15 protein-coding genes are annotated in these 12,384 nt (G+C 63.3%); 1 reads left to right on the top strand and 14 read right to left on the bottom strand.

Going from position 1 to position 12,384, the window contains the following annotated elements:
- Positions 1-22: 22 nt before the first annotated feature.
- Positions 23-1,291 (top strand): S41 family peptidase, encoded by a 1,269-nt coding sequence (locus tag VFV21_RS11510; protein ID WP_329669563.1) that lies wholly within the window; start codon positions 23-25, stop codon positions 1,289-1,291.
- On the opposite strand, the gene VFV21_RS11505 is transcribed toward VFV21_RS11510, so the two are convergent.
- From VFV21_RS11505 to VFV21_RS11440, 14 genes are all read right to left on the bottom strand, one after another.
- Positions 1,292-1,963, bottom strand: a complete 672-nt coding sequence (locus VFV21_RS11505) for a class I SAM-dependent methyltransferase (protein ID WP_329669562.1) — start codon at positions 1,961-1,963, stop codon at positions 1,292-1,294. It lies immediately after the preceding gene.
- 8 nt (positions 1,964-1,971) lie between these two features.
- Complete coding sequence (locus tag VFV21_RS11500; protein ID WP_329669561.1) at positions 1,972-2,283, bottom strand: DUF5076 domain-containing protein; 312 nt, start codon at positions 2,281-2,283, stop codon at positions 1,972-1,974.
- A 58-nt stretch (positions 2,284-2,341) separates the two neighbouring features.
- Positions 2,342-2,644 (bottom strand): DUF3817 domain-containing protein, encoded by a 303-nt coding sequence (locus VFV21_RS11495; protein ID WP_329669560.1) that lies wholly within the window; start codon positions 2,642-2,644, stop codon positions 2,342-2,344.
- On the bottom strand, positions 2,641-3,117 hold the full coding sequence (locus tag VFV21_RS11490; protein ID WP_329669559.1) for a hypothetical protein: 477 nt from the start codon (positions 3,115-3,117) through the stop codon (positions 2,641-2,643). The genes VFV21_RS11495 and VFV21_RS11490 overlap by 4 nt, the downstream gene beginning before the upstream one ends.
- A 125-nt stretch (positions 3,118-3,242) precedes the next feature.
- Positions 3,243-3,647: a hypothetical protein gene (locus VFV21_RS11485; RefSeq protein WP_329669558.1), complete on the bottom strand. Its 405-nt coding sequence runs from the start codon at positions 3,645-3,647 to the stop codon at positions 3,243-3,245.
- Positions 3,648-3,794: 147 nt separating this feature from the next.
- A complete protein-coding gene (locus VFV21_RS11480) occupies positions 3,795-4,166 on the bottom strand; it encodes a hypothetical protein (RefSeq protein WP_329669557.1) in 372 nt (123 codons plus the stop codon).
- An 18-nt stretch (positions 4,167-4,184) separates the two neighbouring features.
- Positions 4,185-4,745 (bottom strand): GNAT family N-acetyltransferase, encoded by a 561-nt coding sequence (locus VFV21_RS11475; protein ID WP_329669556.1) that lies wholly within the window; start codon positions 4,743-4,745, stop codon positions 4,185-4,187.
- A gap of 246 nt (positions 4,746-4,991) precedes the next feature.
- Positions 4,992-5,318, bottom strand: a complete 327-nt coding sequence (locus tag VFV21_RS11470; RefSeq protein ID WP_329669555.1) for a hypothetical protein — start codon at positions 5,316-5,318, stop codon at positions 4,992-4,994.
- Positions 5,319-5,699: 381 nt separating this feature from the next.
- Positions 5,700-5,990, bottom strand: a complete 291-nt coding sequence (locus VFV21_RS11465) for a hypothetical protein (RefSeq protein WP_329669554.1) — start codon at positions 5,988-5,990, stop codon at positions 5,700-5,702.
- 1,676 nt (positions 5,991-7,666) lie between these two features.
- Entirely contained in the window at positions 7,667-8,122 is a 456-nt protein-coding gene (locus tag VFV21_RS11460; RefSeq protein WP_329669553.1) for a hypothetical protein, read from the bottom strand.
- A gap of 118 nt (positions 8,123-8,240) precedes the next feature.
- The gene (locus VFV21_RS11455) at positions 8,241-8,414 is read right to left on the bottom strand and encodes a hypothetical protein (RefSeq protein WP_329669552.1); all 174 of its coding nucleotides are present in this window, start codon (positions 8,412-8,414) and stop codon (positions 8,241-8,243) included.
- Between the two features lie 841 nt (positions 8,415-9,255).
- Positions 9,256-9,672, bottom strand: coding sequence for a SecDF P1 head subdomain-containing protein (locus VFV21_RS13495; protein ID WP_414638568.1), 417 nt, complete (start codon positions 9,670-9,672; stop codon positions 9,256-9,258).
- Positions 9,673-10,892: 1,220 nt separating this feature from the next.
- Complete coding sequence (locus tag VFV21_RS11445; protein WP_329669550.1) at positions 10,893-11,309, bottom strand: hypothetical protein; 417 nt, start codon at positions 11,307-11,309, stop codon at positions 10,893-10,895.
- A gap of 96 nt (positions 11,310-11,405) precedes the next feature.
- Positions 11,406-11,795 carry a hypothetical protein gene (locus tag VFV21_RS11440; RefSeq protein WP_329669549.1) on the bottom strand — a complete coding sequence of 130 codons (390 nt, stop codon included), beginning with the start codon at positions 11,793-11,795 and terminating at the stop codon, positions 11,406-11,408.
- Between the last annotated feature and the right edge of the window lie 589 nt (positions 11,796-12,384).

The raw sequence follows: 12,384 nt of genomic DNA, 5'->3' as shown, positions 1-12,384 counted from the left end.
GAACTGGCGCATAATCAGGCCCATGCGCTCCCACGCCCTCCTGCTGGCCCTCCTGCTCCCCGTCGCTGCTTCCGCCCAGGAGGCCGCGCCCGCCGCGGCGCCCGAGGCGATGCCGCTCGACGAGATCCAGCGCTACGTCGCCGTCTATCGCGCCATCAAGGAAGCCTACGTCGAACCCATCGACGACCAGACCCTGATGAAGGCCGCCCTGCGCGGCCTGCTCGCCGACCTCGACCCGCACAGCGCCTACCTCGAGAAGGAAGACGCCGACGAGCTCACCGAGCAGACCGAAGGCGCCTACTCCGGCGTCGGTGTCGAGATCGAGCAGCGCCCCGACCGCAGCCTGCTGGTGGTCGCGCCGATCGACGGCACCCCGGCCCAGCGCGCCGGCCTGCGCGCGGGCGACGTCATCATCGCCATCGATGGCCAGGCCCTGGCCTCCGAGGGCGCCGACGCCGCCAGCCGCGAGCTGCGCGGCCCCGAGGGCAGCCAGGTCACCGTGACCTACCAGCGCATGGGCGAGCCCGCGCCGCGCGACCTCGTGATCACCCGCGAAACCATCCGCATCACCAGCGTCAGCAGCCGCGTGCTCGAGCCCGGCTACGGCTACCTGCGCATCGCCAACTTCCAGTCCGACACCGGCCCGCAGGTGCTGCGCCAACTGCGCGCGCTCAACGCCAAGTCCGAAGGCGGCCAGCTGGCGGGCCTCGTGCTCGACCTGCGCAGCAACCCGGGCGGCCTGCTCAACGCCGCGGTCGAAGCGGCCGACGCCTTCCTCGACGAGGGCCTGATCGTGCGCACCAAGGGCCGCCTCGTGTATTCCAACGCCAGCTTCCACGCCAAGCCCGGTGACCTGCTCAAGGGCGCGCCCGTGGTCGTGCTGGTGGACGCCGGCACCGCCAGCGCCGCCGAAGTGCTGGCCGGCGCCCTGCGCGACCACCGCCGCGCGCTGCTGATGGGCAGCCGCACCTTCGGCAAGGGCTCGGTGCAGACCGTGGTGCCGCTGGAGAACGGCGATTCGATCAAGATCACCACCGCGCGCTACTACACGCCGCGCGGACGCTCGATCCAGGCCCGCGGCATCCGCCCCGACGAAGTGATCCGCGGCGAAACCAGCCGCGACCTGCGCGAACAGGACCTGCCCGGCCACCTGCGCGGCGACCAGGAAGTGGGCGATGGCTTCGCGCTTGGCGAAGTGATCGAGGGCGACGAGGCCGTCGCCAAGGCGCTGGCGCGCCTCAAGCTGCCGATGCGCTGGAGCGCCGCGCGCCCCGACGCCGCCCGGCACTGATCAGGCGGCGGGCACGCACACCATCAGCAGCGACAGCGGCCGCCCCGTGTCCGGGTGGCAGGGTTCGCGCAGCGCCGCCACGCTGAAGCCCGCCGCCGCGAGCGCGGCATGCCACGACGCGAGCGTGCGGAAATACCAAGGCATCGCCTCCGGAAAAACCTGCGCACCGAAGCCCTCGAAGGTTTCGAGCCGCCAGCCGTCGCGATAAGGCTCGTCACCGCAGGCGCCCCAGGGATGCACCGTCTGCACCACCAGCCGGCCGCCGGGTGCCAGCAGGCCGCGCACGGCCTGCAGCAGGGGCGCCAGGTCTTCGTCCAGCAGCGCGAAGTTGCAGGCCACCGCCTCGAAGCGGCCCAGCGCCGGGGCCGCTTCGGCCAGGTCTTCGTAAGCCATCGCTTCGAAGCGCCCGCCGCCGGCCGCGCGCGCCGCGTCCACCAGCGGCCGCGAGACGTCGATGCCCACTGCCTCGATGCCGCGCGCGCCGAGCGTGCGGCACAGCCAGCCCTCGCCGCAGCCCACGTCAAGCACGCGCGCCGGCGCGCCCTCCATCAGCGCCGCGACCACGGCCTCGTCGGTCGCCAGCCGCCGGCTTTCGATCAGCCCGCCGCGCACCGCCCGGGTCCACGCCTCGGCGTTCCCGAACCAGCTGCGGACGAGACGCTCGCGCGGCATGTCGCGGATCAGGAATGGCCGGGATGGAAGTTGCCTTCCACCTCGGACGTGGGCGCCGCGAACTCGCGGTCGAAGGCGCGGCGGATGCCGGCAAGGGTGTCGGCCGGCGCCACGCCGTACTGCTGCTGCATGGCGTTGGCGATGTGGCGCGCCACGTCGGCGAGCAGGATGCCCCAGCCGGCGGCTTCGTCGCGGCCGCTCTCGTGCCATTTGCCGACGTTGAGCGAGCAGTGCAGGCCGCGCTCGGCGGCCCAGGCGCTGAGCAGCTGCACGGATTTCTCGTCGCGCTGGGCGGCGGGGGGAACGACCAGGGGTTTCATGGCGCATCGGCTCCGAAGGACAGGAGCGCCAAGCGTACTACCGGTGAAGGGCGCCGCGTTACCCCGCGGCCTGCGCCAGCTCGCGCCGCAGGCGGGCATCCACCCACAGGAAACCGAACGGCACCACCGAACACAGCAGCGCCAGCAGCCAGACGCCCACCGACCAGCGCCGCACGTGGCTGACCGCCAGCGACATCACCACGTACGCCAGCCACAGCACGCCGTGCGCCATGCCTACCGGCCACACGAAGTCGTGCCCGAACTGGTACTTGGCCGGCATGGCGATGAACAGCAGCGTGATCAGGGACAGGCCCTCGAGCACGCTGAGCACGCGGAAGACCTTGGGCAGGGTCGTGTTCACGGGTTGCGCTTGCGCTCCCACTGCCACGGCGGCGCCGAGCAGATCTCAGGCAGCGTCTCGTCCAGCTCGAAGAACTGATAGGCGAACTGGCCCGACTCGTAAACCTTCACCAGCACGCGGATCTCGCGTTCGACGTGCGGCACGCCCTCCTGGTCCAGGATCTTCATTCGCTGCATCACGCGCATCGCCTGGCGATCGGCGGTGGGGTTGCCCGTCTCGCGGATGACCGTCGTTTTGCGCGTGTGGCCCTGGTCGGTCAGCGTGGTGTGCAGGCAGACAAAGGCCGGGTTGCGGCCCTTGCCGGGCTTGTCGTTCGTAGGCGTGACGACGCCCCGGGTGGTCAGGACCGCGCCCGAAGTGTCCGGGGTCGCGGTCTTGGACTCCTGCGCGCTTGCGCTCGTGGAGTACAGCAGGACGGCAGTGGCGAGGGCCGTGGCCAGTCGCTGGCGCGACGGGCGGGGAATCATCTTCATCACGTGGGGATCCTGCGGGCGAACGACGCCGGAAACTTACGATGATTCGCGGCGCGGCCGCAAGCTGCGATGCGGGAATTTCACGGCCCGCGCGGCAACTGGGAAAAATTCGCAGGCGGGCCGACTCAGCCCGGGCCGATCGCGTACAGCAGCCCCGCGCCCAACCCCAGCGACGCCACGCCCAACAGCGGCAGGAAGCGCAGCGCCTGCGGCACCGTGCGCTGCGCAAACACCTGGTGCCTGCGCCACGGAACCAGCGCCAGCAACAACGTGGTCCCCACGAGGATCCATCCTGCGAACGTGAAGGCCTGCGGCCAAAGCATCGCGGGCGCGCGAACCAGCAGCGCGGCGCCCACCAGCAGGCGCAGGGCCAGCTCCAGGTAGTGCAGTCGCTCCGAACTCGCATGCCCCAGCAGGAAACGGCGCGCCATGCCGGGCCGCAGCAGCGAACACGTGCCCAGCGCCAACAGATACAGCGCGGTGAGCGCGAGGGTGGCGTAGGCCAGGGTGGCGATCAGGGGTTGCGGCATTGGTCAGGGATGCGCGGCGGAAACGGGCTTCACGGGAATCGGGAGCCACGGATGGCCGCGATCTGGGTGAGCGAGGAAAGGGGCATCGGGGATTCCATGGCGCGCCGGTCTCTTAGTGTTTCGGGGGTTGGTCAACCGGGCTGGACGTCAGACCGAATTGGCCGCCTTGGGAAGGACGAAGTACGCGACATAAAAGGTCATCGGCAGGAAGCTGGCGATCGCGATATTGACGGCGGCCAACAGGGTCACCGCGAAGGTCTTGGTTTCCGTGGGCCGGCGGCTACGCCAGAAGTAAAGCGCCACCAGCACTGACACCACCGCGGCTACGACCATATACAGCGGGTACCGCGGTGCGGCTTCGATAACCGACCGCGTGAACGCCGGCACGCGCGGGCCCAGGTACGTCGGGTCCAGGGGTGAGTAAAGCCCGAGCGCGATGTCCAGGTTGGCTGCACCTGCCGCGAGCGCAGCGAGGCTGACGGCAAAGATCCAGAGGGTAAGGCCGATCCGGATTTTCACCTCAATCTCCGCGTGCGACTACTTGACGGATGCGGGGCATGGATTCTCCTGGCCGGTTGCGCCGGATTCGGGGGGTCCGTCGGAAGGCGACGCGCACGAACCGGCGTCTGGCGATAACGCCCGCCGCCAATGCATATGCACGACCGAATCCTCCTCGTGATCCACCTCGAACCCGAGCCTCGAATACAGCGCCATGGCAGGATTCTCCGGGTAGACCCGCAGCCGGACGCTACGATACCCGCGCGATGCCGCCATCTCCATCGCCTGCATGATGGACCAGGACCCAATGCCCCGCCCACGAAACGCCGGATCGACCTGGAGGTCGCGGATCGCCAGTGCCTCGCCCTCGGGCATCAGCCGGATGAAGCCGCGGCACTGCGAGCCCTCGACGATCGCCAGGTTCTCGAAATCGCGCCAACTCTGGCGGAACCGCTCGGTGTCCCAGGCCACGCCGCGGGTGGCGCGATAGCTCGCCATGCTGTCCCGGCTCATGGACTCGGCGGCCGGGAGCTCGCCGGGCAGGGCAGGGCGCAGCGAGAAACGCGTGGCCGGGCCCGGAGTTGTTTCCTGGTTATCCATCTTCGGTCCGCTCTGTGCATTCCTTGGGCCAGGCGGAGCATAAGGCCCCGCTCGCCTGACGGGAGCAATCAGGCAATACAGCGTACGACCCTTGAGGTGGGCCGGGAAGCGGGTTGTGTCCGCCACGAACAGGCCAAGCGCGATCAGCCCCAAGGGCTGCGCGAGCCAGGCGGCCTAGCCCAAGTGCCGGCTGGAGCGGGATCACCGAGGTTAAGCCAGGCCGAAGCCATCGGCTTGAATGATGGGTTAGGCCGCAGGGCCGCCCGCGTCCACGTTGGGGTAGAACACGAGGGTGCTTCCCTCTTGCAGCGCACCCTCATAGAAGCCAGCAAACCCTCGATACAGGTCCGTGTTTAGAACTTCAACGCGCAGGGTGCCATAACGCATGTTCTCAATTTCGGTGAATCCATACTTGGCACATTCAGCGACAGCTGCGAGGTGCTCGTTTGAGTCCGAGTCCTGGCGTAGGAACAGCATGCACTTATGGGTGGCTCCTGCCTCTGGGTGATTCCACTTGTACTCGCCGTTGCCTGAGTACTTGCCAGTGAAACCATAGATTACGATGACGGTCATTGACCAGCCTAATGCCAAACTTAATCCGCGCCGAAGGCGTCGGCTTGAATGATTAGTCAGGCCTCACGGCCCGTGTTGAAGAACAAGGCGTACACGAACGAAACTGGCCATAGAAACAGGCAGGCCACGAACCAACGCCAGCTGCCCGCGAGATGTGCCCGATACATTCCAAGGAACCAGGTTGCGATGCCGCCTAAAGCTGCAGCTACACACTCAGTCCCCAGTCCATCGCGCGCTCTTGGCCAAGCATCACAAGGGCCGCCAAATATGCAGCGGCAAACAGGAATGGTATGAGCGCGATTTTCGGTATCCGGTTGGGCATCGCAACGAGGCCTAACGCCTAAGTTACGCCGCGCCGGAGCCGTCGGATTGAATGATTGGTCAGACAGCTCGCCCGCGAACCCCAATTGCAATTAATGACACGAATACCACTACTGCCAGTGCCAACCATGCGAAGCCCACATAATCCGCGGGGCCAAGGCCATCTCTACATGCCCCCGCTATGCACAAGCTCAGAACGGATGCAGCGAAGAGCGCGGGCGTAGCAAGCCGACCAAGAATGCCGGAAAAGAACGCAACTTTTTGGGGGATCGTCCTGGTCGTGCGCCCCGCAACGATACCGATAACAAATAATGCCACCACCGCGAAGAGGCTATAGGTCATCCAGTTCATCGGTTATTTCTCCGGTCGTGATGTGGCTGCAGCCTATGGGGTCTAACGCCTTAGTTAAGCCGCGCCGAAGGCGTCGGCTTGAATGATTAGTTAGGCCGGTTCTGGCCCAAAGCAGTCCCCGCAATGCTACGACTGATCGGATTGCTCAGCCAGACGGTGCTGAATTGCCTTGTCGATTCGGTGAACACGCCTCATGGCCTCCTTTCGGACGCGCGGCGTGAGTGCCTGGGCATGCTGCGTCCAATAGGTCTTCCATCGGGAGAGCTCCGTGACATCCATGGATTCGAAGCGCTCCTCGAACTCTTCGAGCTGGCGAAACTTTCCCATATGTTGAGGCCTAACGCCTTAGTTAAGCCGCGCCGAAGGCGTCGGCTTGAATGATTAGTTAGGCCCGCGTGGAGCCACGAAGAACTGCTGATCGATGTCTTGCACCAATTCGTAGACTTCGGACTCTAAGTCTACCCACGACCTGCCGAGATCATCATATAGCGAGAAGGCCGATCCAACAGCCAGTTCCCCTGATCTTGACGCACTAACCAAGCCGCGCAATCGATCAAGTGAGGTCAGCGACAGCTCAGACAACCAGTGCGGTCCCAGCTTGCACTCCTCATCGCAAAGCGGGATTGCGACAGCCAGCACATTCTCCAGGGCTGCCGTAAGTTGCTTTTGCTTCATGAGGCCTAACGCCTGAGCTAAGCGGCGGTGGCCGCGTCAGTCACTTGCGCCAGATATACGGACCGCCGTCCGCTTGAGCGCGTTGTTAGGCCAACGCTAAGCCACGGGCTCTGTGCCGGCAAGTGCGAAGAAGTCGTGGCCCCGGGGCCAGCTGGAGCGGACGCTGGCGATTGGCCGCTCGGATGTCCGACTGCCGCCCGGGTCGATCCGGCTGCCAAGTGCGAGACGCGCGTGGTGGTGAAGCGGGGCCAGCGCGCGCTGATTTAGATGCAGGTGCGGCGAGAGACGCGAGTGGCTGGGCGAGAAACGGACGGCCCAGCGTTACGGGCCTAACGCCTGAGTTAAGCCGCGTCGCGGAGCGACGTCGGCTTGAATGATTGGTTAGGCGGCCAAAATGTTGATGCCGCCGCCAAAGAGCAAGACTGCGAGAAGCAGCGCGCACAGAGCAAGAATAGCCATACACACCTGGTACGCAAATATGCGCCCGGCCCGACGTCCTAGCCGGAATCGCACTGTTGCTCGATAGTCCGAACTGAGCGCGTACTTGAGCGGATTCATCTCGGCAAGCGGCGCTACAACGGCAATCAGCGGATGCTCCATAGATTACGTTGCCCTTGACTGGTACCACCTAACGCCTGAGCTAAGCGGCGGCGGCCGCGGCAATCATTTGCGCCAGATATACGGACCGCCGTCCGCTTGAGCGCGTTGTTAGGCCAACGCTAAGCCACGGGCACGTTGCCGGCAAGTGCGAAGAACTCGTGGCCCCGGGGCGAGCGATACCGGACGCCCGCGATTGGCCGCCCTGGGCAGAGGGCCCTGCGTTGAGACGATCCGGCCCCATAACCCTGGATCCGCAAGGAGGTTGGCCGGGGCCGGCGCGCGCTGCTGTGAACGCATGTGCCGCGAGCAACGCTGGCCGCAGCCGAAGAAACGGAGGGGCGTGCGTGAAGGGCCTAACGCCTAAGTTAAGCCGCGCCGAAGGCGTCGGCTTGAATGATGGGTTAGGCGTCTGCTTCCAGCAGATCGCCCGCTTTCTGATACAAGCCGTCGGAAACCAACGCGGCCGCCTGTGCCGCCATGGCAACATCTGGATCGGACATTGAAGCAAGTTGTGCTTTGGCTATCGCGCCAAGAGCGAGTAACGACTGCTGGAATCTTCGGCGAATCTCTTGGGGCGCGTCTACCGGGCTGGCGTTATCGGCAATCGCGATCGATGTCGGGAGCAGATAGAAGCTAAGCGTCGCCTTGCGCGGATCCACGGACATTGCCGAGACAATGAACGGAACGGCCGCCAACGACGCGGAGTAGACGTCGCCTTGATGGTAAAGCGCGCTCCACAACGAGAACCAGGGTTCGGATTGCCAGTCGGTCTCTGCGGGAAAGCTTCGAATTTCCTCAAGTCGTGCGGGAATGTCCTCTGCCGGACCGTATGCGTGATGCAGCATCTTCCAATCCATGGGCTCCGAAGAAGTCATTGGCTGACGCCTAACGCCTAAGTTAAGCCGCGCCGAAGGCGTCGGCTTGAATGATTAGTTAGGCCCTATCCGCGAGTGACCACGTGGGCCCGCAATTGAACTAGCCAAGGCCAAGCGTAATGTCATACAAGTCGAGAAGCCACTTAAAGAAGCTCTTAGTAGGTGACTTGCCCCGACGCAGCTTATTTACGAACAGCCAGGTCGCAAAAAGCATCAGGACGGCGACGAACACCACGATCAGCAAGCCGATGATGAATGCGACAACGGTGCTCATGGCCTAACGCCTTGAGTTAAGCCGCGCCGAAGGCGTCGGCTTGAATGATTAGTTAGACCCTGCCTAGTGGAAGCACCACTCGCCGGTCGCCTTGCCGTCGCGAACGTGATTGAAGCAGCCAATGGTTTGCCAGGAGCCCTCAATGGAGCACGCCCCTTGTACTACGGCGTCCGGCTTGGAGCCCCATGGGGCTTCACACCAGCCTTGGCATTCCGAGCGATCGCGACACACTTTCCCGCCATCCGAAGTTGGCCATACGCATGTCTGGGTGGTGTAAAGCGCCTGCTCCGCGCGACCGCCCATGGCCTCACAGTCAACGAGTTCCTGGACCGACAAGACAGCCGAAGCTGACCGAGTCGTCGGCTGCGAACAGGCGACGAGACCGAAAACAATGATGAAAGACAGAAGCCTGAGCAAGGTCTAACGCCTTGAGTTAAGCCGCGCCGAAGGCGTCGGCTTGAATGATTAGTTAGGCTGCGGCGGAGCCAGGCCTAGACCCCGAGCAACCATTGAAATTGCCTCGGCAACTGTACCTGCCGTGGCTGGGGCGTGTCTCTCGTCCGTCTCGAACAGGAATGGACACTGACCTCGCGGCGATTCGAGCTGAACCTCGTAAGGGCAGTCGGGGTGACGGAAGAACCAAAGCCCGTAATCGTCTGCGCCTCGGTGGAGAACTCTGAGCTGCTCGTGCAAAAGCTCAGGGTGCGTGCTGGTCAATGTGCGAATGATCTCGTCAATGTCGCGCATCTGCTTTTTCCGCGGCCTAACGCCTGAGTTAAGCCGCCGCCGGCCGGGGACGGTGGCTTGAAACGGATCCGACCCCGGCGGTCGGCTTGAACAATTAGTTAGGGTCGGGACTGTGCGCAAGAAGGACGCGGAAGGGCGACGAGAACGGCTCAAGTATGACTGGCCGGGACGTCTCTTCTCCGTCGCACTGGACCGATACCTGCGCCCCAACATGGTTGGTCGTATGCCTCAGCATGCGTTGGCCGCCTTCTTCGTTGAGATGGACAAGCACGGCAAGCTCGCCTTCCGCGTGAGCTCGATCTGATGCAATTGCCTCTACGTGCTCGCTGCGGACGATGGAGAACGCTCCAGCTTTGCCGGCGGAGTCGACGGGGTGCACGGATAACGGGAAAATCTCCAAAAACCGGGCTAACTGCTCCGCAGTGCCAAGTGTCGGGTCGCTTGCGGCCCCAGCGCACCCAACCGCGAGCAATGTTGCAACGGCTACGGGCGTGCATGAACGAGGCAGCATTTGGGGTCCTAACGCCTTGAGTTAAGCCGCGCCGAAGGCGTCGGCTTGAATGACTAGTCAGCCGCCGGAAGCACGAAGCACCGCTGTTTCAGGCCTCGGAATTCCCGGGAGCAGCAGAGAGTCTAGGTAATTTTGATCATGCCATGCATCCCACGGGCAGTGCCCGTGGTAGGCAGCCAGAAACTCTTGCACGATTGCTGAGCCGACAATCTTGGCCCCGACCCAGGCCATCGAGCGAAACTGCTCGTACGGGGCTTCCTCCGGCAGGAAGAGAACCGGCGCCTTGCTTTTGACCGGCCATGTGCCCTTCTTCAGTAGGTCCGGAGTGACCAGCAAGGCCGCTATGGGCTTTGGCGCGCCGACCAGTTTTCCCTCCGCTGAGACGACTGCGGCTAGGAACAGGCACCCGACTGAATCTAGCGCGTCGGGCTCCAAGCTGAGGACTTGGCCAGTGGCCATAGATCCATCGGGTAGCGGAACCCCAAATATGTCACCCGGTTGGAAAGGCTTGGCCATAAGTTTAGCGGCTAACGCCTAAGTTAAGCCGCGCCGAAGGCGTCGGCTTGAATGACCGGTTAGGCCTAGTCGCCGAGAGGCGGCGGGAAGCCCACGTCTTGGTACACGATCCACTCAGCAAGTTGAGCCTCGGAAATCTGACCTTCTTGGGCATCAAGAGCCATTTGTCGCCACCTCTGAAGTGCCACGAGGCTTTCATCGGGCGAGCGCGAAACCTTCTCGATGGAATCTATACCAATCTGGATGGCATCCAGTAAAGACGATAGGTCTCGAGACCCGGCGACATACTCGCGTCCGGCCGACGTTGTCTTTCTGTACGGAATCCAAGTCCAGAGCATGTCGCACCGAGATGGTTCGAGGCGAGGCCTAACGCCTGAGTTAAGCCGCGCCGCAGGCGTCGGCTTGAATGATTAGTTAGGCCAACGCTAAGCCACGGGCCCTCTGCCGGCAAGTGCGAAGAAGTCGTGGCCTCGGCGGCAAGAGATACCGGACGCCACCGATCGGCCGCCCTGAACCTAGCTGAATGCACTGGAGCGAGCCGGCTGCGACAGCCTGCACCGGCGGGATGGTTTGCCGGGGCCAGCGCGCGCTGCGGTGAACGCATGTGCCGCGAGAAACGCGGGCCGAAGCCTAAGAAACGGAGTGGCGGGCGTGAAGGGCCTAACGCCTGAGTTAAGCCGCGCCGAAGGCGTCGGCTTGAATGATTAGTTAGCCACCAGAGTGGCAGTCGCGACAAGCGATCGCTTCTCAAGCGTAATCGCGTAGTCGCGTTTCTCGACCCCGGAGACATCGAACTGGAGCCGCACAAAGTCGACGCATGCCAAAACCGGCGTGCCTGCCGCGATGGGCGTGAACTTTTCTGCATAGGACAAATGCAGTTGGGCATCGCCGGCCGAGTGTAGGAGCGCAGAGCCATCTATGACCTGTTCGCTCGCGGACTCAGTAACCCATGTCACCACTCGTAAAGTAGATGGCGACAGCCACTCGTGGCGCACATCTCCCATGCCTTTCCAGTCCTCGGGCGGAGCACCGCAGTCCCCTCGCTGAACTGAAAACGTGAGTTGATCTGCGAGTGCAGACCAAGGCGCAAGGCACAGAAGGATGGCGAGAATTGCTTTCATGGCTAACGCCTTGAGTTAAGCCGCGCCGAAGGCGTCGGCTTGAATGATGAGTTAGGCCCTGGCAGCCGCCCAGTGCCTGTCCAGATATCGATGCAACTACCACTCCTTGCCGTCATTGAGGCGTCCAAGGACGGCCGCAGCCTCTCGGTCGCCTGCCGATGCCGCCCTCCCGAGCCAGAATTTAGAACGGATTTGATTCTGTTCTGATGCCTCCCCGTGCGCCCATAGCTCGAACGCGAAGTTGTATTGAGAGACAGGGTCTCCGTTCTCTGCACCAATCTCGAGCCAGTGGAGATATTGCTCTTCATCCGTCTTGAAATAGGTCGCTTGGAGTTGAGCTGCGGCACGCAGATCTCCCGCCAGAGCCTCGTCCTCAGTTCTTGTCAACTCTTGCGCAGCAACGTCAACTTCGTTGAAAACTGCGTTAGCGGCTGGCGCTGCAACGGGGTCGCGAGAGCAGCCCGCGATGAGGATTGCCGTCGCCACGACAAATGAGAACGTAGTCGATCCTTGCGGTGTCTTTCCCAGCATCACGACACTCTCGAAGGCCTAACGCTGGAGCTAAGCGGCCACATCAATCGCGTAGCGATTGATTGGTCCGCTTGAGCGAAATGTTAGGCCGCATGATGCGACTCAAATCGGCGATAAACAACGAACTCAAGTGGAAGAAGCACTTCTGTCGTTGGTCTAGAAAGATGCTGCTCATCAAGCTTCCACGATGAATCGAAGTCGCCAATGCACTCCCCAGCAGCGCACGAGCAGCTTTCTCGGACCTCGTCTGGCGGCTCACCGTCGTACTCGAAGCGAACTCGGATGGTTTGAGATGCGGCATCAGCCTCGATCGAGGCTTGGCGGAGCTGTGGATGAACTTCACCCCAAAGACCCCGGTTTAGGGCGAGAACAAGGCTGATGCGGGAAGGGAAGTCGTTCATGCGGCCTAACGCCTTGAGTTAAGCCGCGCCGAAGGCGTCGGCTTGAATGATTAGTTAGGCATTGCTGCCGATGAACCAGATTGTGACGCCAGCTAACTGAAGGAAGAATGGGTTCTTCGCGACATCCCAATGCAGAATCAAGA

It is taken from the genome of Arenimonas sp., from assembly GCF_036275555.1.
Taxonomy (GTDB): domain Bacteria; phylum Pseudomonadota; class Gammaproteobacteria; order Xanthomonadales; family Xanthomonadaceae; genus Arenimonas.
Note: the sequence above shows the minus strand (reverse complement) of the source record. Positions and strands in the feature narration are given on the sequence as shown.

What these genes read in the sequence shown, in the direction of transcription:
- VFV21_RS11510 (WP_329669563.1), top strand. Translation starts at nt 23, where the DNA reads ATGCGCTCCCACGCCCTCCTGCTGGCCCTCCTGCTCCCCGTCGCTGCT.
- VFV21_RS11505 (WP_329669562.1), bottom strand. Translation starts at nt 1,963, where the DNA reads ATGCCGCGCGAGCGTCTCGTCCGCAGCTGGTTCGGGAACGCCGAGGCG.
- VFV21_RS11500 (WP_329669561.1), bottom strand. Translation starts at nt 2,283, where the DNA reads ATGAAACCCCTGGTCGTTCCCCCCGCCGCCCAGCGCGACGAGAAATCC.
- VFV21_RS11490 (WP_329669559.1), bottom strand. Translation starts at nt 3,117, where the DNA reads ATGAAGATGATTCCCCGCCCGTCGCGCCAGCGACTGGCCACGGCCCTC.
- VFV21_RS11485 (WP_329669558.1), bottom strand. Translation starts at nt 3,647, where the DNA reads ATGCCGCAACCCCTGATCGCCACCCTGGCCTACGCCACCCTCGCGCTC.
- VFV21_RS11475 (WP_329669556.1), bottom strand. Translation starts at nt 4,745, where the DNA reads ATGGATAACCAGGAAACAACTCCGGGCCCGGCCACGCGTTTCTCGCTG.
- VFV21_RS11470 (WP_329669555.1), bottom strand. Translation starts at nt 5,318, where the DNA reads ATGACCGTCATCGTAATCTATGGTTTCACTGGCAAGTACTCAGGCAAC.
- VFV21_RS11465 (WP_329669554.1), bottom strand. Translation starts at nt 5,990, where the DNA reads ATGAACTGGATGACCTATAGCCTCTTCGCGGTGGTGGCATTATTTGTT.
- VFV21_RS11460 (WP_329669553.1), bottom strand. Translation starts at nt 8,122, where the DNA reads ATGGATTGGAAGATGCTGCATCACGCATACGGTCCGGCAGAGGACATT.
- VFV21_RS11455 (WP_329669552.1), bottom strand. Translation starts at nt 8,414, where the DNA reads ATGAGCACCGTTGTCGCATTCATCATCGGCTTGCTGATCGTGGTGTTC.
- VFV21_RS13495 (WP_414638568.1), bottom strand. Translation starts at nt 9,672, where the DNA reads ATGCTGCCTCGTTCATGCACGCCCGTAGCCGTTGCAACATTGCTCGCG.
- VFV21_RS11445 (WP_329669550.1), bottom strand. Translation starts at nt 11,309, where the DNA reads ATGAAAGCAATTCTCGCCATCCTTCTGTGCCTTGCGCCTTGGTCTGCA.